A 23232-nucleotide genomic window follows, 5' to 3' on the forward strand; every position below is an offset into this window, starting at 1 on the left:
CTTCTTTGAATTAATTAGGGAATATTATACCAGACTAAGCAGGTGGGTAATCAAACCACTGTCGTAAAAGACGTAGAGGCCAACCCCAACGTAAATCACCTTCATTAAAGTATCCCCGTACCACGTCAGGCCCTTCTTGACAACTGGTAGTTCACCAATTGCCTTTATTAGCCAGACGACCACGACTGCCAAGACGCCGATAAAGAGAAGAGCCATTATAAAGTAGTTGATGGTCATCCCCGTCAGCACCGGTAAAAAAATTGACAGGTTACAGCCAGTACAAACCGCTAGATACGTGGTTAAGGTCGCCAGGATAGGTGCCCGGTCAGTCTGCTGGGCTGCCTCATCCTTATCGTGGAGCGCCATATAAATCGGTAAGAACCCCAGTAGGCCGAGAAGCCATTCCGGTAAAAACAGGGCGAGGGCCTTACCAATTGTGAAGCTGAGGATCATCAAAATTAACACCCCCGCCAAGTAGCCAACCATCACATCCATGGTTCGGTAACGGTGGAGTAAAAACAGCATAATAATAAAGAAATCTAGGTTAACGGCAACAAACGTTACCAAGAGTAGCCAGTAATTCATCTTTGTTTCCTCCAATATATCAAATTCGATATATTATTTATATACCATTTTTGGTATATATACAAGATAGAATTTTGTGTTAATTAGTGTCGGTAAAGGCATTCCCGGCAAAAAAACTTTTTGCTCTAGACCATTCGTCAACCGGTACCCAACCAACCTTATTGACGGCGCTGTTCCCCACCGGTGGGCCATTTCACCACTATCCAGAAACCGGTTCCTTTTGCCGTGCAGATAAGCGTTTGAGAGTATATAATTGTACAGGTGATAGAATTTCTGTAATTTCAGAAGGAGTGAACATTTTGGCTACAGAAAATAAAGCTGTTATTACATTATTTGGTGCAACTGGTGACCTTGCTAAGCGGAAGTTGTACACCGCCCTCTTCAAGCTCTACCAAAAGGGCTACTTGCAAGACCACTTTGCACTGCTCGGAACTTCTCGTCATCCATACACCGACGAAGAATTCCAACAAGTTGTTCGGGACTCAATCAAGGATGTTGAAGAAACTCGCAAGGGCGAAGCTGCTGACTTCTCCAAGCACTTCTTCTACAAGTCACATGACGTTACCAAGCCTGAACACTACACAATCCTAAAGAAGCGGATTGAAGAACTGGACAAGCAGTTTGGCACAGAAGGCAACCGCTTATTCTACATGTCCATGGCTCCCCAATTCTTTGGCACTATTGCCATGAACCTGAAGAAGCAAGACCTACTTTCTGACGACGGCTTTAACCGCCTGGTTATCGAAAAGCCATTCGGTCGTGACTTTGACTCCGCTAAGAAGCTGAACGACGAACTGTCCAAGACCTTCGATGAAAACCAAATCTTCCGGATTGACCACTACCTGGGTAAGGAAATGGTTCAAAACATCCAAGCCCTACGCTTTGGTAACACCATCATCGAATCTTTGTGGAACAACCGTTACATCGACAACATCCAAGTTACCCTGAGTGAAAAGCTCGGTGTCGAAGAACGTGCTGGTTATTACGACAACTCTGGTGCCCTTCGTGACATGGTTCAAAACCACATTATGCAAATCGTTGCCCAATTGGCAATGGAACAACCTGTTTCATTTACCGATACCGACGTTCGGGTTGAAAAGATTAAGGCATTACGGAGTCTCCGTGTCTACACCCCATCCGAAGCCGCCGCTAACTTTGTTCGTGGTCAATACGATGCTGGGAACGGTACTGAAGCATACCGTGACGCAGATGGTGTTGCGCCTGATTCTGGTACCGAAACTTTCGTAGCTGCCAAATTAATGTTTGACAACTACCGTTGGTCTGGTGTGCCATTCTACGTTCGGACTGGTAAGAAGTTAGCCGACAAGTTCACCCGAATTGACGTTGTCTTCAAGAAGCCATTGATCGATATCTTCGCTGACCCTCGTCACGAAAGCGACCAAACCTTGAACTCCAACGTTTTGACAATCTTTGTTGAACCTAAGTCTGGCTTTGCTATGCAATTAAACGCTAAGCGCGCTGGCCAAGGCTTCACGACCCAACCAGTCGACCTGAAGTACCTGCAAAGTGATACCGACAAGAAGGAATCCCCAGAACCATACGAACGTCTCTTCCACGATGCTCTGGAAGGTAACCACACCAACTTCGCATCATGGGCTGAAATTGCCTATGCTTGGAAGTTCGTTGACGTAATTCGGAAGCTTTGGGACATTGAAAAGCCACAGTTCCCTAATTACGTACCAGGCTCAATGGGCCCTGCAGCCTCTGATGAACTGCTTGCCCGTGATGGTCGCCAATGGGTCTACCGTTTAAACCACTAATATACTCAAAAACGTTTTAAGAATTTTCTTAAAACGTTTTTTGTTATTAGATATCGGTTGCACTGTTAAATATTTTTGTTATAATGGACATTGTGAAAATAATTACATGTTTTTCTTTAAGAGGAGAGTGACTTTAATGTCAGAGAATAAAGCACAAATCGGTGTTGTCGGTTTAGCTGTCATGGGTAAAAACCTTGCATTAAACATTGAAAGTCGGGGCTTCACTGTCGGTGTCTACAACCGTCACCGTAACCGGACTGACGAAATGATGAAGGACCACAGCGACAAGAAGCTTGTTCCTAGTTACACAATTAAGGACTTCGTTGACTCCCTTGAAAAGCCACGGCGGATCTTGCTGATGGTTAAGGCTGGTAAGCCAACCGATGCCGTTATTGATGAATTACTCCCTCTGCTTGACAAAGGTGATGTTCTGATTGATGGTGGGAACACTAACTTCCACGACACCATGGCTCGGAATGCTAAGCTGGACAAGTCCGGTATTAACTTCATCGGCATGGGTGTTTCCGGTGGTGAACTTGGTGCCCTCCACGGTCCTGCCCTGATGCCAGGTGGTCAAAAAGAAGCTTATGACTTAGTTGCTCCTATTTTGACTCAAATCGCTGCCAAGGCTGAAGATGGCAAACCATGTGTTACCTATGTTGGTCCTAACGGTGCCGGCCACTACGTAAAGATGGTCCACAACGGGATCGAATACGGTGACGAAGAGTTAATTGACGAAAGTTATAACATTATGCGAAACGTCTTGAAGATGCCAGTTGATGACATTGCTAAGACCTTCGCAGAATGGAACAAGGGTGAACTATCCAGTTACCTGGTTGACATCACTGCTGACATTCTGACCCGTAAGGATGACCTTGGTGATGACAAGAGCAAGCCAATTGTTGACATGATTCTTGACCGTGGTGCCAACAAGGGTACTGGTAAGTGGAGTTCTGAAACAGCCCTTGAAAGTGGCGCTCCACAATCCGTTATTACTGAAGCCGTTTACGCTCGTTACATCTCCATGATGAAGGACGAACGGGTTGCCGCAAGCAAGGTCTTACCTGAAGAAACGGAAGCCATCTCCATTGATGACAAGAAGGAACTGATTGAAAAGGTTCGTGAAGCTCTCTACTTCGGTAAGGTTATGTCCTACGCACAAGGATTCGAACAAATGCGAATCGACTCCGAACGTTACAACTGGAACCTGAAGATGGGTGAATTAGCACAGATTTGGCGTGCCGGTTGCATCATTCGTGCCCAATTCCTGCAAAACATCACTGATGCCTTCGACAAGAACCCTGACTTGAAGAACCTTCTTCTTGACGACTACTTCAAGGACATCGCTAAGAAGTACCAAAAGGCTATTCGGGACATCGTTGCCCTTGCTGTTAAGGCTGGTATCCCTGTTCCTGCTCTTAGCGCTGCAATTAGCTACTACGACTCCTACCGTGCAGAAGTTGTTCCTGCTAACCTGCTGCAAGCACAACGTGACTACTTCGGTGCTCACACTTATGAACGTGTTGACCGCCCAGGTAACTACCACTACACTTGGTACAAAGAACAATAAAATCATTGCTACTGAATCCTACAAGGGGACCGGAACTTTCCGGTCCTCTCTTTTTTTATTGGCCGAAATAAAACTTTACCTTGTCCCTGTTGCCGCCTTTCAAATGTGGTTTGACCGCCATTTCACAACCTTTTGTCCGTGCCCGTCCATGATTAAAGATTAAAGGTACCAACAATTTTAATCGTAAAAGTTTACTAAAAAGATATTGACATATTTATTGAAAGCGCTTAACATAATGGCTGTAAGCTATTATTTAATTTTACGTAGAAAAGGGGAGTCAATAATGGATAAGCAAGAGCCACATAAAGTTCGTTCGCGCCTCGCATACTCACTCGGTGCGTTTGGACATGATGCCTTCTTTGCATTACTTTCTACTTACTTTATGATGTACGTTACCGGTCACCTGTTTACGTCCGGTAACAAGTCCTTTGATAACCGGATGGTCGGATACGTTACGATGATCATCATGATTCTCCGGATTGTGGAATTACTGATTGACCCATTGATTGGTAATGCCATCGACCGGACCAAGACCAAATGGGGGAAGTTTAAGCCATGGGTTGTTGGCGGTGGTGTTATTTCTGCCGTCCTCCTGGCCGCACTGTTCACCCCACTTGGCGGTCTGAACGTTTCTAGTCCAATCATGTACCTGGTTGTCTTTGCTATCATCTACATCATCATGGATGTCTTCTATTCCTTCAATGATGTTGGTTTCTGGTCCATGGTTCCAGCCATGTCATTCGATTCACACGAACGTGACAAGATTGCTACCTTCGCCCGGGTTGGTTCAACCATCGGTGGACAAATCATCGGTTTTGTTATCATGCCAATGGTTCTGTTCTTCTCCATCAATCAAAACGGTGGGACCGGTGACGACCGTGGTTGGTTCATCTTCGCCGTTATCGTTGCTGCTATTTCGGCAATCACTGCAATCGGTGTGGGGATGTTTACCCACGAACAAAAGTCACTGCTTCGTGAAAATAAGGAGCAAACTAAGTTAAAGGATATCCTGCACATCCTGATCAAGAACGACCAATTGTTGGCAATTGCGATGTCCTACCTGTTCTTCACTACTGGTCAAACTCTGTTGAACAGTTTTGAACTGTACTACTTCACTTATGTTCTTGGTAACTCTAAGGCCTTCTCAATCCTGGGTGGTCTGAACACGGTTGTCGGTGTTATCTCCGTCTTCGCCTTCCCACTTTTCTCAGGTAAGATTGGGCGTCACAAGCTCTTCTATGGTGCTGCAACGATTGAAGTCCTTGGTGCTGTAATTTTTGCCTTTGCTGGTAAGTCATTAGCACTTGTCCTGCTCGGTGCCGAATTGTTCTTCATTCCACAACCAATCATCTTCCTGGTTGTTTTGATGACGATTACCGACTCTGTTGAATATGGTCAATTAAAGCTTGGTCACCGTGATGAATCGTTGACCTTGTCAATTCGGCCACTGCTTGATAAGTTCGGTGGTGCCGTTGCTAATGGTGTTGTTGGTGCCGCTACTGTTGCTGCTGGAATGACTGGTGGTGCTACAGCCGCTACTGTTACTGCTCACGGCGTTAGCGTCTTCAAGATTTACATGTTCTTAATTCCAATTGCCTTAATTCTTGTTGGTATCATTATCTTCGCCCTTAAGGTTAAGTTGGATGAAAAGTCTCACGCCAAGATTGTGGCTAAGTTGGAACAAACTTGGGGTAAGCACCTTGGTGAAGAAGGCAATGACCAAAACGCCACTGCTGAAGAAGCCGCTCCACAACCACAAGCTGGCGTTACTAACATCCCAGCTCCGGTTGCTGGTGAAGTTGTTAACCTCAAGGACGTCAGTGATCCAGCATTTGCTGAAGGTAAGATGGGACAAGGATTTGCTATCAAGCCAGCTGACGGTAAGGTTTACGCACCATTTGCTGGTACCGTTCGGGCAACCTTCTCAACTCGTCACGCGGTTGGGTTAGTTTCCGACAACGGAATTGCCCTCCTGATTCACATCGGTGTTGATACCGTGAAGTTACATGGTACTGGTTTCGTAACCTACTTCACTAAGGGTCAACACGTTGACAAGGGTCAAGAACTCATGGAATTCTGGGACCCAACTATTAAGAAGGCGGGACTTGATGACACGGTTATCGTCACCGTCACTAATAGTGAAAACTTCGCCTTTGAAATGTTAGCCAAGGCTGGCGACAAGGTCACCGACAAGGACAACATTATGAAAGTCACGAAGAAAGACTAATGTTATTTAGTTAAGTAAAAGGCTGACTGTCAGCAAACTACCAATCAGTCTTTTATAGTTTTAAAAAAGCAGGTCAGCGCTACTCGGCGTTGATCTGCTTTTGTTCTGTCCGGTGGTCATCAAAGTAAGCATGCACTAGTTGACTGTTGACCACCCGTAATTCATGATAGGAAAGGTTATTGGCAAAGAGCATCACCGTCTGCTGGCTTTCCCAGTTACTGTAAAAGGTACATGAATACCCACTCAGGTAACCATTGGCGTGGAGATATGGGGCCTCGATATAGGCACCACCAAAGTAAGTCTCCCCTACTGCTTGCCGATTAGTAAACTGGGCCAGCATCGTGGGGTTATCAAGTACGCCATGGTACAAGAAGTACCAATAGGCTACCGGGGTACATAGGATATCGCCAGCCCCGAGCTCTTTTGACATGCGCTTTTGTAAGGTTGACCACCCCTGCTTTTTCCCCATCGCCTGAGTTACCCGGTGCCCGTTTGTAAGATGGTCAGCGAACTCCACCCGCACCCCCAGGGGTCCTAAAACTTTGTCCGCCAGGTAATTCTGGTACGACTGCCGGGTCGTCCGGTGAATAATGGCCGCTAAAAAGCTGAAGTCCACGTCAGAATAGCACCAACTAAATTTCCCCGTTGACCGGTAATGCTTTAACATATACTGACTTTGGGCCGCTTCGTTTTCTAACGGTGCCGCTAACTTACCAGGGACGTTACGAAGGCCACTCGTGTGCATCATCAGCCGCCCTATTGTAATTTGCGAACTATTGGCCACCTGCGGGTAAAAAGCGCTCAGCGGCGTGCTCAGCACTAATTTTCCGGAAAGGACTAATTGGTTAATTGCCACCCCGGTCATCAGTTTCTGGAAGGAGGCAATCGGGATCAGGCGGTTTGTCCGGACCACCTGTTGGGAGTCCCTTGTTACCTGGTTGCTAACCACTTCTGGATGGTCACCAGGGCCATTTATTAGGGCCAGCCCGTTGACGTGTTTTTGCAAAAGGAGGTGCTGAACCGCCTCCCTTTGTGCCGGGGTTGCTACCTGGGCCCAGACTAAGGTTGGCCTTAAAAAGCATCCTAAGCTAACACTTAAGACTAAAAAGAGGGTCCTCAGTCCGTGCTTGCTCATTGTCTTATCCCCTTTCAATCTTTGTTTTCTATCTGAGATTTCCATTCTAACACAAACACAAAAACGGGTTTCCGTGCCAAAAACTGGTGACACTGGAACCCGTTTTAATCCGGGATTATGTTAGGCTTTATCAACGGCCGTTCGAACAACCAAGACGTCCACAGGGGCGTTCCGCTTTACATAGGAGGTAACGGATCCCATCACTGCCCGTTGCATCCGTGAAAGGCCACTAGCCCCAATCATGATCATGTCATTATGGTGGTCATGAATGAAGTCAAAGGAAATGATTGTCTTTGGGTTACCCAACCGAATGTGGATATCCATATTATCAAAGTCATTCTTTTCCTTTGCTTCTTTTAACAGCTTGGTCAGGTATTCTTTTGACTTATCAACCAATTGATAAGCAATGCTCCCATCGGACATTCCCGCAAAGTTGTATGCCATTGCCCGGGTGTCAATAACGTTCAATACATCAACATGGGCACCGTTACGCTTAGCAACAAAGATTGCCCGTTCTAGTGCTAATTCTGCTTCCTTAGAACCATCAACTGGTACTAAGATATTTTGGTATTCTTGATCCATATCTCTAAGCCTCCAATGCAGCTTTTTTCCTATGTAACTATTGTACCATTAAATTACCGGGATAAGTAAGGATTCACGCGAACTCGCGTATTTTTTCACAATTGACAATTACGGCTAAATCACCTACAATTCAATCAATACATTAAGCTAATATGAGAATAATAACATTATTATTTAATCATATAGAGAAATGAGGCTGGGAACTTTATGGATAAAATCGACCGCAAAATTATTAACTCTTTGCAAGAGAATGCCCGGGTGTCATTAAAGGAACTCTCTAAGAAATGTTTCATTTCCTCGCCTGCAATCGCCGCCCGCATTACTAAGCTGGAAAAGGCGGGGGTGATCAATGGCTACCACTCTTCCATTAACATGGAAAAAATTGGCTTCCACGTCCGGGCCTTTATCCAGGTCCAGTTGGAACCACGGCAAAAAAAGGAATTCTATCCCTTCGTCCAGAGTGTGCCCAACGTTGTCGAATGTAACTGCGTAACGGGCGATTATTCCGAAATTATGGAGGTTGTCTTTCCCTCAACCACCAACTTGGACGATTTCATCAACACCATCCAGCAACGCTTTGGAAAAACTAGTACCCAGATTGTCTTTAGTACCAGCGTCAACCACCGGGGAATCCACCTGGCAAACGAAGATGACGACGAGAACGATAAACTAAGCGAATAATAAAAAGGACGCAGAAAGGCCGAGACGAAATAATTTTCATCCCGGCCTTTCTTATCGCAATTATTACTTATTCTTTCCGTAATTATCAATAAACTTGTTGTACTGGTCACGATCTAACGACTTTTCTGATTCACCGATAACCAGGGTCGCAATTGAGTTGCCGACAACGTTAACGGCTGTCCGGCCCATGTCGACAAACCGGTCAATCCCGGCGATGAACGTCAGCCCCGCCATTGGTACCCCAATGGTGGAAACACTAGCGAGTAGGACAACAAAGGATGCCCCAGGCACACCCGCCATCCCTTTACTAGTAATCATTAACACAATTAGCAGGGTAATCTGGTGGGCAAGGGTTAAGTGCAGACCATAAGCTTGGGCCAAAAAGATTGCGGCAAGGGACTGATAAATAGCAGACCCATCAAGGTTAAAAGTGTAACCAGTTGGGATAACAAAGGAGGTGATTCCCTTATCAACCCCCATCTCATGAGTTTTCTTCATCAACCGAGGGAGGGTAACTTCTGAACTAGCGGTTGTAAACGCCAGAACAATTTCATCCCAGATAACCCGCATTGTTTTCCAGTAACGCAAGTGGAAGAGATGGGCGGTAATTCCGAGAATAACGATAATAAAAATCAGCATCGTGGCGTAGGCAATCAGGATAAAGTAGCCAAGCGGGAGCAGTGCATCTAGCCCCATTTCCGCAATGGTCATCCCAATCAGACCGAAGATCCCAACTGGGGCGAACTTCATTACCCAGTTAGTAACCTTGAACATTACTTCAGAAACCCCGTTTAAAACATCAATTAAAATTTTGGCTTTCTCACCGACCGCAGCAATTCCCAGCCCAAACAGGACGGAGAACAAGATCACTGGCATCATGTCACCGTCAGACATCGATTTAAAAATATTTGTCGGAATGATTGACAGGACTAAAGGCCAAAAGCCACTGTCATGGGCCGCGTGCTTGGCAGTCGACATGTATTGAGAAATATCCGTTGCGTGAAGGTCATGGATATTAATAAACGTTCCGGGGTGGGTCAAGTTGGCCATCCCGATACCAAGAATCAGGGCAATCGTTGTCAAAATTTCAAAGTAGATCAAGGTCTTGGCCCCAATCCGGCCCAGTTTCTTAATATCACCAATGTTAGCAATCCCTACTGTTAAGCAGGAAACAACGATTGGCATAACGATCATTTGGATCAGGCGGATAAAGATTGTCCCCAGACTTTGCATCACTGTGATGGCACTATTATTTTGGTAGAAAATCACTCCACAGATAATTCCCAAAACTAAACCAATCATAATTTGCCATCCCATGCTTAGACGGCTGAACCGATAATGTTTCACTTTTACATCCTTCTCTCCCTTTCAATGTCAGTGAATACTTTATCACATGTCGGCTTACTTTTCACTAACTGATAGGGTAAAATACGAACAGAATCATTATATTTATATAGCAAGTTCACTATTTATAAATAACACTTTTCTAGGAATGATGATAGTAAAGTTCTGGTTTTGTCTGAAATAGCCTGGATATAAAATAATAATATACCTTTTTTACCACAATATTGCCCTAGTATCCGTCCTTATCGTTTGGCTAAAATATTCTACAATTGTCCGGATTTGCTTTTTAAATTTTTTTGAAAAAATATTTATTCTGGTCTTTATTCACTATTTAAAAATCACAGCAACTTTAAATATCGTCTTCTCCCTGCCAAATAAAAATGCTGGCTAGGCATTGGCTCACCTAGTCGGCATTTTCAACTTTCTTTAACGTTGCAACGTGTTCTGCAGTACACGCTAAAACAACCGAAGCCGACGCTTACAGCGTCAACTCCGGTTGCCGTACTTCTACTTTTACATAGCCGTAACGTGCTCCACCCCCACGGGCCTAGTGCCTAACAGAAAAAAAGGCTGGCGCCTTCTGCGCCAACCGTTTTCCCATGTTAGTCATACGGCCCTCTTCGGGGGGTTCCGCACTCATTTATTTTGTTGTCTGCCGCTTTATCAAATGCGTTCCCACAACTGTCTTGCACGGGTCCGCATCTGGATTCTTTAGCCGCTTGACCATCATGTCAACCGCCGCGTGGGCCATTTCATCCGTTGCCACGTGGACCGCTGACATACTTGGGTAAACATACTTGACCAGCGCCGTATCGTTAAACGAGATCAACGCTAACCGCTGCGGAATCGCAATCTTAGCTTCCTGAACCGCTTTTAACGCGCCAACCGCCATCGGATCGTTTGCAATAAAGATTCCGTGCGGTAGGCGATTACCGAGCCGCTCAATTGCCCGTTTCATTGCTTTATATCCCGACATCGAGGTGTAGTCGCCGGCAAATATAAATTCGGAGTGATACAGGTTCTTTTGGCGGAGGTCATTTTCAAAATAGAAGCGCCGGAGGTCCGGAACAATCTCGTTATCCGTAGTGGTTTCCGTTCCCGCTAGCATTCCAATGTCCTTGATTCCCTCATTAACGAACTCGCTAATTACGGAACGAACAGCATTTTCAAAGTCGGGAACCAAGCAGTCATAACCAGCAGCTAAACTATCATAATCAACAAAGACAATGTTCTTTGTCACTAACTGAAACTTCTCTACCTGGGCATCACTAAACTTACCAATCGCAATAATACCAGTAACGTCTTGAGGAATATCCTCCATGTTATTCTGGTAAATCGGCACGGTCTGTAGCCCCCGGCGTTGGGCAGAACGCTCAATTTCCATCCGGATAGCCATGTAGTACAGATCATCCAGCTCCTGGGTCAGTGAGTACCACTGAACAACCGCAACCTTTTGGACCCGGTTGTTCTGCGTCCGCTTATGTTTCGTATAGTTAAACTGCTCAGCGGTCGCAATTACCCGTTGCCGGGTCTTTTCGTTAACTGAAAGGGTCACGTCATTGTTGAGGATTCGCGATACCGTCGCAATTGATACCCCAGCTTTATTTGCAATGTCTCGTAACGTTACTGCCATCCTCACAGACTCCTTTCAGCTTTAATCATTACAGTTGCTTGATAAACCGGTCCCAGCCAGCTTGACCGGCAGCGTCTTCCTTGAAGACCCCGGCGTTTTCCAGAACATTAGCAAAGATGTTGGCCAGCTCTTGTTCCATCACTTCGTCAACGTTGTCTTTCGTAATCTTTGTCTTAGCCTGGACTTCCTTTGCCCATGGCAGGTGGCTGTCGGCAATCTTGTTTTCGGCACCCAGCCAGAACTTTTTGACTTCGTTGAGTTCGTCCTTAAGACGGGCAGGTAGGATTGCCCGCCCCATCACTTCAATCAGGCCAATATTTTCCTTCTTAATGTGCCACAGCTTTTCGTGCGGGTGGAAAATACCAAGTGGGTACTTGTCACTCGTGTTATTGTCCCGCAAAACAAGGTCGAGGACGTACTTCTCACTGTCACGGTGCATGATTGGCGTAACCGTGTGGTGGCGAGTGTCACCATTAAATGCCTTAATGTTGAGGCTTTCGTCACTGTAATGGTCCCAAACATCAATAATGTGGGTCCCCAAGTCAATCAGTTGGGTTGCATCCGCGCTCGTTAACCGAATGTCGCTCATTGGCCAGTTAACGATTCCAGCTTCAACTGCGGGGTAGTCAGCAAATTGCAGAGGCTTCTTGATTGACGCCTTCATCATTGGGAAGGTGTGGCGGCCACCCTGGTAGTGCTCATGGGCTAGCATTGAGCCCCCAACAATCGGCAGGTCGGCATTGCTACCAACGAAGTAGGCTGGCAGCTGATTTTCAATTTCTACCAGGTTAATCAGTGTTTGCCGGTTGATCTTCATTGGTTCATGCTTACTGTACAAGAAGATGCAGTGTTCGTTGAAATAAGCGTATGGCGAGTACTGGAAGCCCCACTGCTTACCACCAATCGTCATCCGGATAATCCGGTGGTTACTCCGGGCTGCTTGACCTAGCCGGCCCTTGTAACCCTCGTTTTCCATGCACAATGCACATTGTGGGTACTTTTTCTTCGTGTCGTGAGCCGCTGCTGCGATTGCCTTAGGATCCTTTTCCGGCTTGGAAAGGTTAATCGTAATCTCTAAGTTACCATACTTGGTCGGCTTATCAAAGACCACGTTCTTCTTAATCGCCGCAACCTTAACGTAGTCGTTGCTGGTACACAGCTTGTAGAACCAGTTAGTGGCGGTCTCCGGGGATTGTTGGTACTTTTCCCAGAACTCGCGATTAACCACTGATGGCCGTGGAGTCATCAGGTCGTACAGCTGGTCATTGAGAATCTCTCTGGCCGTTTGGCCGTCCTCAATCTTCCCCCGCTTAACAGCCAGGTCAACCAACTGGGCAACCAATGGCTTATCCGCAGCGGCTTCGACATCTTCGTCACCAACCAGGGCCCGGATTTTGTTTAATACGTAAATCCGGTCCAGCGGTTCATAGGCGCCACTTTCAATTACCTTGTCTGCATATTCTTCCAATAACTTCATTTTCTCATTCCCCCGCAATTGGATATCAATTACAACTTATGTGGTCCGTCAACCACTTCAGCATCATAGAAGCTGGCATCGTAGCCAATCTTGTCACGGTAAATCTTACCGACGTTCTTCTTGAAGTCTTCCGCAGCGGACTTCTTAACAATGGCAATGGCACTGCCGGCGAATCCACCGCCGACCATCCGGGCACCCAGGCAGCCAGGTTGTTCCCAAGCACTTTCTGCTAAGGTATCCAGTTCCTTACCAGTGACTTCGTAGTCGTACTTCAGGGAAACGTGGGATGCGTTGATCAAGCGGCCGAGTTCTTCCAGGTCACCCTTTTGCATTGCGTCGATGGCCCGCTTTGTTCGTTCATTTTCACTAACGGCGTGCCGGGCCCGACGAATTAAGGTGGCATCGTTGATCAGGTAAGTGTATTGGTCAAAAGTTTCAGAGTCAATTTCACCGAGCTTAGTGATGTTTAACTTCTTGCTCAGGCGCTTAACTGCTTCACCACATTCTTCAACCCGTTCGTTGTACTTGGAGCCCGCTAAGGAGTGGGTCTTGTTCGTACTCATGATCAGGATTTCGTAGTCACCCAGTTCAAGTGGCAGGTACTTGTATTCCAAGGTATTGCAGTCTAGGAAGATGGCGTTGTCTTTCTTCCCCATCCCGACAGCAAACTGGTCCATGATACCGGAGTTCAGACCGACAAAGTCGTTTTCGGTCTTTTGACCAAGCTTAACTAACTCAATTTCATCAATGTCTAAGTTAAATTCTTCCTTCAGTAAGTTCCCCATCAGCATTTCAATGGAAGCAGATGAAGAAAGTCCGGAACCGTATGGCAGGTAACCATGAATGTAGAAGTTGAAACCATGGTCAATCTTGTAGCCACGCTGCTTCAGGTAAACAAGCATCCCCTTAAAGTAGTTGACCCACTTTTCGTCCTTCGCGGTTTGGGGTTGCTCATCATTGATATCAAAGGTGATGATCTTACTGTTCTCTTCCTTAGCGGAGTTAGCAGAGTAGATTGCGACCTTGGTATCTTCCCGTGGTCCATAAACGCCATACGTTCCAATACTAATAGCACATGGGAAAACGTGGCCGCCATTGTAGTCGGTGTGTTCACCGATCACATTAATTCGGCCTGGTGAGAAGAAGACATCCTTGCCGTTTTCGTTAAAGACCTTTTTGTACTCATCAAGAAATTGTTGCTTATCCATCACAATTAACCTCCATACCTCAAATAAAACTTATGGTAAACTTTTACTAAATATAATTTAATATTATTTACTCGATTTGTCAATAAGCGCTTTCATAATAATTAAATAAATATGGTAAGCGCTTTCTTGAATACCTTAGTAATAGTAGCTTTTGCTAATCAATGCTAAAATTATTTTTAAAGAGGAGGGACTTAAATGGCAATTTATCACGCTAAAGATCTTTTGCCCCTTGCCCAGCGAACCGGGCGGTGGGTAGTAAGAAAGATCAATAACCAGCCGGTACTATACACCACCAACCTCGGCAGTACCATCAAAATGGTCAGCAAAGCGGCCCAAGAAGTTCAGGTAACGGTCCTGGACAACGGAAGTCCACAGGTGGCTAGTCAGTTCTATGCCTACCGAGTTGACCAGGGGGCCTGGCAGCGGGTCGCTGCCGCTAAGGGAACATGGAAGATTTCCCTACCGGATTGTCAATCCCACCTCATCGAAGTAATGACGGCCGGTAACACTGACCTTGATCCGGTCTGGACCGGCCAAGCTGGGTTTGCGATCGTTGTCATCACAAGTAAGGCAGGGGCCCTTCATCCCGCTCCTTTGCAACCACTCGTTGACTTCATTGGCGACTCAATAACGGCCGGCTGTTGGGTAGCTGGACGTCATGCTTCTGTTGATTACCGGCCCGAGAGTAACTATGTTGGTATTGCCAGCGATCGACTGGGGATTGATAGCGTGCGGATTGCCTATTCCGCCGGTGGGGTCTTGCGCCCAGCCACCGGTGGGGTTCCCGTGGCCAGTCAGTTTCTCCCAAAAATTGACCGGACAGTCAGGTGGGCTGCTAACCAGCCGGACATAGTTGTTATCAACATTGGCGTCAACGACCGTCGCTACCCTACCGACCAGTTTGTCCCGGCATATGATCACTTCATCAGCCTGGTAGAATCGATTTTCCCAGAAAGTTTGATCCTGATCATGGCCCCTTTTAGTCAAACCTTTCGTACGGAAATCATCCGGTGTGCACACCGCCACCACCTTCCCGTAATCGATACCATGGATTGGTGCACCAGCTTTACCGATGGCCTCCACCCCGACCAGATTGGGGCACAAACGGCTGGGCAACAGCTAGCAGAGACCCTAGCCCCATTTTTAAAACAATTTAAAGGAGGAAAACGACAATGAAACGCTTATTAAACATTGAAGATGGCTATAATTTTCGTGAACTTGGTGGTTACTCAACTCAGGATGGGCGCCGAATTAAGTTCAACCGTCTAATCCGTTCTGGGTCCTTAACCCGGCTTAATGAACACGACCAGTTTGTCCCGGCAGCCATCCCCGTTAAAAATGACCTCGACCTCCGCTCCAATCCAGAAGTGGCGGCTGCCCCAGATCGGGTTCCCACCGGCGCTACCTACCGTCACCTCCCCGTCTTTGCGGTTGACGAAACAGACGCCTCACACAGCGACGAAGAGATTGCCCGGCAAATGCAAGAAGAGGGTAACGGCTACCGACATATGCTCGAGGTTTACCGGCGGATGGCCAGTTTGCCAAGCGCAAAGCAGGCTTACCAGGAGATGTTTAGGATCCTCCTTTCCGCGACCAATGGGGCAACTCTCTTCCACTGCACGGCGGGAAAAGACCGGACCGGCTTTGCTGCCTTCCTAATTCTCTCCGCACTGGGTGTTCCACATGAAACAATTGTTAAGGACTACCTCTTAACCAACGAGGTCACAGCAGACGTGCGGAAGAAGTGGCTTGCCGGAATCCGTAAAAATAGTGCCGGTCTAGGGAATGTCGATGCGGTCGTCAGCAACCGTAACGCCCTGGCCTCCGTCAATGCCGACTACCTCAACACGGCCCTGGCCACAATTAAGGAAGAGTCCGGGGACGTTAACCACTACCTGACCGACTACCTTGACCTCTCAAAAGGTGATTTAATAACCCTGCGCCATTTATATTTGGACTAGGCCAGGCTATAATTGATATATATAAGGAGGAAGCTAGTTATGCAAATTTCTGTTCCGTTAATTGACGGTTTTCTGGCTGACGAGTACGGTAAGTACGCACCGGCCGAGTTGATGGTCGCTGACCACCCAGTGAAGTCTTTCCCCATCCATATTACGGATGCCCCCGCAGGGACGAAGTCGTTTGCACTTGTTTTCATTGATTTTGATTCAACCCCCGTCTGTGGTTTTACGTGGATTCACTGGCTCGCCGCCAATATTCCAGCGACGCTGACCGACATTCCGGCCGATGCCAGCCGTCAGTTAAAAGCACAATTTGTCCAGGGAAAGAACAGTAACGCCGGCCGCCTGGTCAATGGCGACCCACAGATTGCCAGTGGTTATGTTGGTCCGCAACCACCGGACAAGGCTCACGACTACACATTAACCGTCTACGCACTGGATACCGTCCTCCCCTTAGAGAACGGTTATTGGCTTAATGACTTTCTCCACGCTGCGGAGGGTCATGTCCTCGCTAAAGCTAAAGCAACCGTCCCTAGTCGCGCTTAAGGAAGTGATATTATGGAAACAAGGATTTTCTTTAATCCGGGTGATTCAATCGCCAACATTCATGACTACAATGAAGCCGTTCGGAAGGGGCAAATCTTCAAGAAAGAGCGGCACAGTGATGACCTGGTAATTGCCAAGGGCCCTAATGATGAAGAATACGCAATCTTCTACGCCAAGGACGCCCTGCCGGCCAATCATCAAAAGTCAAAGCCGTACGATGTTAAGAACAAACTTTAGGCTGTGTTACTTTAAAACAGACTAAGCTTAGTAGTGGAAATATCAGAACGACGGTTCTGATGTTTTCACTACTTTTTTGTTAAAGTAGGAGTGAAGTTGACATGTCGTATTTTTATATGACACTTGACGTCGGATTTAAAAATGGCAACTTCACAAGTCTATTATTAATCTGTTCTTAGTCTGTTGGCTCTTAAGTCGTGTATTGAAAATTAGATTTAATAGATCTTTTGTGATTCTACTTCATTTGGAGATGATAAAATTGCGTACTGTATTTGGAATTGATGTTAGTAAACATACAATTAATCTGGCAATTGTAGTTAATAAAGTGAAAGTTGATGAGTGTAAACTAACCCTTGATCGTCATGGATTAGCCGACTTATTAAAATTACTCAAGTCTTTCCATCAACCTGAAGTAGTTTTTGAAGCGACTGGCATTTACTCACGAATTCTTCAACACTTTCTTGATTGTAATGAATTTGAATACACAATGCTTAATCCATTAGCTGCTAAAAAGCAGCTCGATAATTTACGTCCTTACAAATCAGACCGCAGTGATGCATTAAATTTAGCTCAAACTAGTTTTATTATTCACCGCTCTTTATCTTATAAGCAGAGCCCAATATATGAACAACTACATGATCTTAGTCGATTTTACCAAGAGGTAAGTCGGAATGTTATTAGTCATAAAAACCGCCTACACCGTGCTTTGCAGCTCACCTTCCCGCAATTAGAGTCACTATTTAGTAACACTAATAACGAGTTATATTGGGCAATTGTGCAACACTTTGCTTGCCCTTCGCAAGTCTTTAATACTTCATTTACTGAGCTATATTCCTTTATCCTGAATAGCACTAATAAAATTATATCGGCTAACCGCGCAAACCGCATTGCCAAAAAGTTATTAGTACTTGCTAAAAATGCTCATAAAGCAGAAAATTTACCTGAATATAATTTACTATTGAGCATTCCTGGGTTTGGGGTACGAACTGTTACCTCTTTAATTGGTGAATTAGGCGATATTCGTCGCTTTCACAGTAGTAATGCGCTTAATGCCTACATCGGGGTTGATCTTAGACATTATGAATCAGGCAACTTCGTTGCTGCTGATCATATTAGTAAACGTGGTGACGCAGTCGCTCGTAAAATTCTATTTAGATCCATTCAAAATATTGCAGTGGCTAGTCATTTTCACCCTAATCATATTAATGACTTTTATCAGAAAAGGAAAAGGCAATCTTCTCAGCCTGGGACTAAGAAAATTGCCATTGCAGCGATACATCGTCTTCTCAGAACGATTTATCATCTCGTGAAATACAATCAATCTTATAATTATGGAAAACGAATTAGTATATCAAACTGAAAAGGAAAAGCGGCAGCAAAGAATTACTCATGTGAAACCGTTGCTTGATAGGTTTTACCAGTACTTGGGAAGTATCACTTCACCACAGGGCCGGCTGTGTGCAGCCATCAAGAATGCCTTAAGGCTTCGGACAAGAGTCTATCGAATTCTTGAAAATGGACAAATTCCCTTAAGCAATAACTCGCTAGAAGGAGAGATCCGTTTTACAACCTTGGTTCGCAAGAACTGCTTGTTTGCGAAAAGCATTCGTGGAGCTGAAGCCAATGCGATTTACTACACGTTAGTAGCAACAGCGAAAATTAATAAACTAAATGTATATAAGTATTTCAAATACCTGTTTGATCGACTACCTAATCAGAAAAGGAGCGACATTGAGGCTTTTTTACCATGGGCAGAAGAAGTGCAACAAGTATGTCGTAACTAAAGAAAGGGCGTGAACCGCAAAAAGCCGCGGCTCACGCCCTTTTATTCATTTTCAATATGTATCATTATTGACTGCTTACATTAAAGTCATTAAACGAACCGCTTATGGTTTTCGCAACTTCTTCAATTTTCGGGCTCGCATCCTGCTCGCCCTCCCCAATTCATGTGTTGCCATTAACTGGAACAATAAAAGAACAGCTCATGCCAAATTCCAGACACGAGCTGCTTGAAAACTTATTCTATTTTCTCATCAGTACTTCTTGACGAAGAGCCCATTTTTTTCAATACGTATCGTTATTGACTGCTTACATTAAAGTATAACTGAACAAGCAGAGAAAAGGCAAATGACTCCTAACATCCGCTTAACACGAATGTTAGGAGTCATTTTATTAGCGCTCATTATTTCTTGACTGGTCAGCCACACCACCAACTATAATGATAAAGAGTTCCCTTGTTTTGCTGACCATCAGCAAGGCATCGTTCATATTAATATGGATTGAAATGGATTTGGCCTCGTCCATCAACTAACTGGTGGCGGGGTCTTAAGCATTGATGAAAGCCTTAACAATCAGGCGTCTTCGCCGGCAACCTTGACAATTGCCTTGGAAATATTGCCCAGCTTGCCACTAACAAAGTCTTCAACGTGGGCAAAGTCCAGCACGTTCGAAATCAGTGGCAGTGGATCAACGTCACCGGATTGCAACAGGGCAATCGAGTCTTCGAAGGTGTACGGATTGATGAAGGTCCCCTGGATCGTCAGCTGCTTCTGATAAACCTTGTAGGTATTAACCTTGAATTGTGAATCAGGGTTACCAACACCAAACATCAGAACCTGGCCACCACGCCGGGCCGCTTCAACGGCTTGTTCCTGGGTCTTTGGCAGACCAACGGCTTCCACGACGATGTCATAAGCATCGTTCTTAACTTCTTCAGGGTGGGTCATGTTGTTGATCGTCTTAAAGCCAAAGTGCTTCCGGTTGTTCTCAAGCTTTTCGTCAACCGTCCCGGCAAGGGTAACTTCCCGAACACCACGGGCCTTCAAGATCTGGGCAATCAGCTGGCCTTCAAAACCATCACCGATGATCAAGGCGTTTTGATATGGATGAGTCATCAACAGGTTAACCGCGTGCATCGCGCATGAGATTGGTTCGATCACTGCGGCCGCTTCCAGTGAAACATTGTCAGGAACGTGGTAGACAACTTCTTCCGGTGCCGTGAAGTATTCTTCAAAGCCACCGTCACGGGTAACCCCGACGGCATCGAGGTGCTCACACAGTTCTGGACGTGAGGTCCGGCAGTAGTAGCACTTGTGGCAGTAGATGTTTGGATCAACACTGACGCGGTCACCGACCTTGAAGTCCTCGACGTCGGCACCAACCGCAGCTACCACCCCGGAGTTTTCATGGCCAAGAACAATCGGCGGAACGGCGTCAGCGGAACCTGGCAGGCCGTTGTACAGTGCCTTATCGGTCCCACAGATCCCAGCCCAGGCAGTGTGAACCAAAACTTCATTTGGCTTAACTTCCGGCTTCTTGTAGTTGTCGTTGATCTCTAACTTCTTTTTACCAGTCATTACTAAAGCTTTCATCAGATATTCCTCCTAAGAATTAAAACTTAACCCTTTACAACTTCACAAAATTCGATGGTTTCATCATTGGGTCCCACGATGTTAAAGAACTTGATCCCGTGCTTCCAGTAGTCGAGATGCTGAACCTCGTCCTCCTTCACATCGAAGCCTTCTTTTTTAGCAGCCTTGAAGGCATTATCCGCGTCTTCCACGTTTAAGGAAATGTGGTTAATCGCGCCGGTCTTGTGAACGGCACCATCACTGTCCCAAATCTCGAGCATCAGGTGGCCGGCCTTCATGAAGACCACCTGGTGTCCCTGGTCGTCCGTATCGAACTGGCCTTGCTTCTTAAAGCCCAGCTTTTCCCAGAAGGCAATCGTCTTCTTAAGGTCATCGGTTGGGATCCCGACATGTGCCAAGTCATCGTAATAACCCGCTAAACTCTTGTTAAATGCCATTATCGTTTGCCTCCTCAAATCATCAGTAAACTCATTAATTGGTTGCGGCTTTGAGTGCCAGGGCGAAGTCGCCGATCGTCGCCGAACCGTTGTTCTGTGCCAGCGGCATCGTGATGTACTGGTCCACGTCGCCCACGTCAACGTAGTCATTGAGCAGCTTCTTGAACTCGCGCCGGACCTTCTTCAGGAAGGCTTCGCTGACCACACCGCCGCCAAAGACGATCTGCCCGGGACGGAACATCAGGATGGCGTCCAGGGCCGCCTGGGCAACATAGTAGGCCATGATGTCCCAGACGTGGTCCGTCAGCGGCACGTCCTTGCCCTTCTTCCCGGTCCGCGCCTCGAAGGTTGGTCCGGAAACCAGGCCCTCCAGGCAGTCACCATGGAACGGGCAGATCCCCTTGAAGTCCAGGTCGTCGGGGTGCTGCTTCAGACGAATGTGGCCCATCTCGGAGTGGCCGAGCTCACCGACAAACTTTCCATCAATAACGGCGCCGGCCCCACAACCAGTACCGATCGTGTAGTAGACCAGGGAGTTGATCCGCTTGTTAAACAGGGTAGCGAGGACGTACTCACCGTAGGCCGACCCGTTAACGTCGGTCGTCCAGTAAATTGGAATGTTGAAATGCTTCTTGAAGGGCCCCACGAAGTCCGTGTCTGCCCAGCCCTTCTTGGGGGTGTTAGTGATGTAACCATACTTCGGCGAACTCTTCCGGATCTCGATTGGCCCGAATGAGGCAATTCCAATGGCAGAAAGGCTATCCTTGAACTGGTCAAACCAGTCGATGCACTTCTGTAGGGTTTCTGCCGGCGTCGTGGTCGGAATGTGGACGGAATCTTTAATATGGTAGTTAATATTGCCGACTGCGCAGACAAACTTGGTCCCGCCGGCTTCGATGCTTCCTAATAACATGGTTCAGCCTCCTTAGTTGTTCTTTTCCATTTCAGCGCGCAGCTGCTTGCCGATCTTCTCGTAACCCGGCTTGCCCAGCAGGCCAAACATGTTGACCTTGTAGGCTTCCACACCGGGCTGGTTGAAGGGGTTGATCCCGTTCAGGTAACCGGAGATCCCCATCGCCACTTCAAAGAAGTAGATCAGGTAGCCGAGGGTGTATTCATTCTCCTCCGGGATGTGGACGGTCATGACCGGAACGCCACCGGCCGTGTGGGCGGCCACGACGGCTTCGTAGGCCTTGGTATTGGCGAAGTCCATCGTCTTGCCCTCCAGGTACTGCAGGCCGTCGAGGTTGTCGTCCTCACTGGGGATTGCCACGTCGTAGTTCGGCTTGTCAAGCTTTACCACGGTCTCCATCAGGAAGCGCCGCCCCTCCTGGATGTATTGTCCCAGGGAGTGGAGGTCGGTCGTGAAGTTGGCACTGGATGGGTAGATGCTCTTGTGATCCTTCCCTTCGGACTCACCGGCCAGCTGCTTCCACCATTCGGCAAACATCCGCATGTTTGGTTCGTAGTTTTCGAGGAGTTCCGTTTCGTAACCCTTCCGGTAGAGGATGTTCCGGTAAGCCGCGTATTGGTAGGCTTCGTTCTTAGTTAAGTCTGGATCTACAAAGTCCCTTTCCGCCTGGGCGGCTCCGGCCATCAACTGGTCGATATCAGCCCCGGAAGCGGCGATCGGCAGGAGCCCCACCGGACAGAGGACGGAATAACGGCCACCAACGCCGTCCGGAATGACGAAGGATTCGTAACCGTTGGCATCGGCCTCGGTCTTCAGGGCTCCCTTAGCCTTGTCGGTCGTGGCGTAGATCCGCTGGTTAGCTTCTTTTTCGCCGTACTTCTCAATCAGCTTCTGCTTGAAAATCCGGAAAGCAATTGATGGCTCCGTGGTGGTCCCAGACTTGGAAACCACGTTGACGGAGAAGTCCTTATCGCCGATCAGCTGGAGCAAGTCGTGAACGTAGGTCGAACTCAGGGAGTTGCCGGCGAAGATGACTAGCGGGTACTTACGGTCCTTGGCGGATTGGGCCTGGTAGAAGGTGTTGTGGAGGAAGTCAATTGCCATCTGCGCTCCCAGGTAGGAGCCACCAATCCCGATAACCACCAGGACGTCGGAATCGTTTTGGATCTTCTTGGCGGCCGCCTTGATCCGGGCAAACTCGTCCTTGTCATACTCGCTCGGCAGGTGGAGCCAGTCGCGGAAGTCGGCGCCGGCCCCGGTGCCCTTGCGGAGTTCATCATTGGCGGCGGTAACCATCGCCTGCATCTCGCCGAGTTCATTGGCGTTTACAAACTGCTTTAAACCCTGTTTATCAAATGAAACATATGCCATGATCATTTTCCCCTTTTCAACAACAACGCACTTTCTAATTATTAAAAGCGCTTTATTCTTTCATCGAGTCTTATGTTAGCGCTTCCTATAATATAAGTCAACCGGTTGACAGTACTTTTTTGCGAATTTTCCTAAACAAAAAAACGCCCCACCATCTTGGTGAGACGTTTACG

The 23232-nt window shown here is 46.9% G+C and carries 21 protein-coding genes and 1 pseudogene; 11 read left to right on the plus strand and 11 right to left on the minus strand.

The features are described from left to right. Positions 1-24: 24 nt before the first annotated feature. The gene (locus KZE55_RS09105) at positions 25-585 is read right to left on the minus strand and encodes a cadmium resistance transporter (RefSeq protein WP_222258220.1); all 561 of its coding nucleotides are present in this window, start codon (positions 583-585) and stop codon (positions 25-27) included. 299 nt (positions 586-884) lie between these two features. On the opposite strand from KZE55_RS09105, the gene zwf reads away from it, so the two are divergent. The 3 genes from zwf (at position 885) to KZE55_RS09120 (ending at position 6163) form a co-directional block, all read left to right on the plus strand. After that, positions 885-2366, plus strand: coding sequence for a glucose-6-phosphate dehydrogenase (zwf, locus tag KZE55_RS09110; RefSeq protein WP_222258221.1), 1482 nt, complete (start codon positions 885-887; stop codon positions 2364-2366). 136 nt (positions 2367-2502) lie between these two features. Then, a complete protein-coding gene (gndA, locus tag KZE55_RS09115) occupies positions 2503-3936 on the plus strand; it encodes an NADP-dependent phosphogluconate dehydrogenase (RefSeq protein WP_222258222.1) in 1434 nt (477 codons plus the stop codon). A 283-nt stretch (positions 3937-4219) separates the two neighbouring features. Further along, positions 4220-6163 (plus strand): glycoside-pentoside-hexuronide (GPH):cation symporter, encoded by a 1944-nt coding sequence (locus KZE55_RS09120; protein ID WP_222258223.1) that lies wholly within the window; start codon positions 4220-4222, stop codon positions 6161-6163. A gap of 79 nt (positions 6164-6242) precedes the next feature. On the opposite strand, the gene KZE55_RS09125 is transcribed toward KZE55_RS09120, so the two are convergent. Continuing rightward, the gene (locus KZE55_RS09125; protein ID WP_222258224.1) at positions 6243-7298 is read right to left on the minus strand and encodes a serine hydrolase domain-containing protein; all 1056 of its coding nucleotides are present in this window, start codon (positions 7296-7298) and stop codon (positions 6243-6245) included. 120 nt (positions 7299-7418) lie between these two features. After that, positions 7419-7880, minus strand: coding sequence for a universal stress protein (locus tag KZE55_RS09130; RefSeq protein WP_222258225.1), 462 nt, complete (start codon positions 7878-7880; stop codon positions 7419-7421). 207 nt (positions 7881-8087) lie between these two features. Here KZE55_RS09130 and KZE55_RS09135 point away from each other — a divergent pair, with 207 nt between their 5' ends. Continuing rightward, the gene (locus tag KZE55_RS09135) at positions 8088-8561 is read left to right on the plus strand and encodes an Lrp/AsnC family transcriptional regulator (RefSeq protein WP_047767714.1); all 474 of its coding nucleotides are present in this window, start codon (positions 8088-8090) and stop codon (positions 8559-8561) included. 63 nt (positions 8562-8624) lie between these two features. Here the strand turns inward: KZE55_RS09135 and KZE55_RS09140 are convergent, their stop codons facing one another. From KZE55_RS09140 to KZE55_RS09155, 4 genes are all read right to left on the minus strand, one after another. Next, on the minus strand, positions 8625-9908 hold the full coding sequence (locus KZE55_RS09140) for a dicarboxylate/amino acid:cation symporter (RefSeq protein ID WP_222258226.1): 1284 nt from the start codon (positions 9906-9908) through the stop codon (positions 8625-8627). 637 nt (positions 9909-10545) lie between these two features. Next, a complete protein-coding gene (locus KZE55_RS09145) occupies positions 10546-11538 on the minus strand; it encodes a LacI family DNA-binding transcriptional regulator (protein ID WP_222258227.1) in 993 nt (330 codons plus the stop codon). 28 nt (positions 11539-11566) lie between these two features. Further along, positions 11567-13015: a UDP-glucose--hexose-1-phosphate uridylyltransferase gene (locus KZE55_RS09150; RefSeq protein ID WP_222258228.1), complete on the minus strand. Its 1449-nt coding sequence runs from the start codon at positions 13013-13015 to the stop codon at positions 11567-11569. Between the two features lie 29 nt (positions 13016-13044). Beyond that, entirely contained in the window at positions 13045-14223 is a 1179-nt protein-coding gene (locus KZE55_RS09155; RefSeq protein WP_047767705.1) for a galactokinase, read from the minus strand. Between the two features lie 195 nt (positions 14224-14418). Between KZE55_RS09155 and KZE55_RS09160 the strand changes: the two genes are divergently transcribed. From KZE55_RS09160 to KZE55_RS09190, 7 genes and pseudogenes are all read left to right on the plus strand, one after another. After that, positions 14419-15399, plus strand: coding sequence for an SGNH/GDSL hydrolase family protein (locus tag KZE55_RS09160; RefSeq protein ID WP_222258229.1), 981 nt, complete (start codon positions 14419-14421; stop codon positions 15397-15399). Further along, on the plus strand, positions 15396-16184 hold the full coding sequence (locus tag KZE55_RS09165) for a tyrosine-protein phosphatase (RefSeq protein ID WP_222258230.1): 789 nt from the start codon (positions 15396-15398) through the stop codon (positions 16182-16184). The genes KZE55_RS09160 and KZE55_RS09165 overlap by 4 nt, the downstream gene beginning before the upstream one ends. Positions 16185-16223: 39 nt before the next feature. Further along, positions 16224-16730: a YbhB/YbcL family Raf kinase inhibitor-like protein gene (locus tag KZE55_RS09170; protein ID WP_222258231.1), complete on the plus strand. Its 507-nt coding sequence runs from the start codon at positions 16224-16226 to the stop codon at positions 16728-16730. 12 nt (positions 16731-16742) lie between these two features. Beyond that, on the plus strand, positions 16743-16967 hold the full coding sequence (locus KZE55_RS09175; protein ID WP_047767696.1) for a hypothetical protein: 225 nt from the start codon (positions 16743-16745) through the stop codon (positions 16965-16967). Between the two features lie 259 nt (positions 16968-17226). Beyond that, positions 17227-18327, plus strand: coding sequence for an IS110 family RNA-guided transposase (locus KZE55_RS09180; protein WP_222258232.1), 1101 nt, complete (start codon positions 17227-17229; stop codon positions 18325-18327). Beyond that, positions 18299-18751 (plus strand): IS66 family transposase, encoded by a 453-nt coding sequence (locus KZE55_RS09185; RefSeq protein WP_261313243.1) that lies wholly within the window; start codon positions 18299-18301, stop codon positions 18749-18751. Before KZE55_RS09180 ends, KZE55_RS09185 begins: the two co-directional genes overlap by 29 nt. Positions 18752-18830: 79 nt before the next feature. Continuing rightward, positions 18831-18980 (plus strand): annotated as a pseudogene (locus KZE55_RS09190) (ISL3 family transposase); the annotation flags it as partial. Between the two features lie 338 nt (positions 18981-19318). Here the strand turns inward: KZE55_RS09190 and KZE55_RS09195 are convergent. From KZE55_RS09195 to KZE55_RS09210, 4 genes are read right to left on the minus strand one after another with little or no spacing between them, the layout of a single operon-like run. Further along, positions 19319-20338 carry a zinc-dependent alcohol dehydrogenase family protein gene (locus KZE55_RS09195; protein ID WP_222258233.1) on the minus strand — a complete coding sequence of 340 codons (1020 nt, stop codon included), beginning with the start codon at positions 20336-20338 and terminating at the stop codon, positions 19319-19321. 26 nt (positions 20339-20364) lie between these two features. After that, entirely contained in the window at positions 20365-20775 is a 411-nt protein-coding gene (locus KZE55_RS09200) for a VOC family protein (protein WP_222258234.1), read from the minus strand. 34 nt (positions 20776-20809) lie between these two features. Beyond that, on the minus strand, positions 20810-21688 hold the full coding sequence (gene scrK, locus KZE55_RS09205) for a fructokinase ScrK (RefSeq protein ID WP_222258235.1): 879 nt from the start codon (positions 21686-21688) through the stop codon (positions 20810-20812). Positions 21689-21700: 12 nt separating this feature from the next. Further along, positions 21701-23059 carry a glucose-6-phosphate isomerase gene (locus tag KZE55_RS09210; RefSeq protein WP_222258236.1) on the minus strand — a complete coding sequence of 453 codons (1359 nt, stop codon included), beginning with the start codon at positions 23057-23059 and terminating at the stop codon, positions 21701-21703. Positions 23060-23232 lie beyond the last annotated feature (173 nt).

It is taken from the genome of Limosilactobacillus panis (genome assembly GCF_019797825.1).
GTDB classification, from domain to species: Bacteria; Bacillota; Bacilli; order Lactobacillales; family Lactobacillaceae; genus Limosilactobacillus; species Limosilactobacillus panis_A.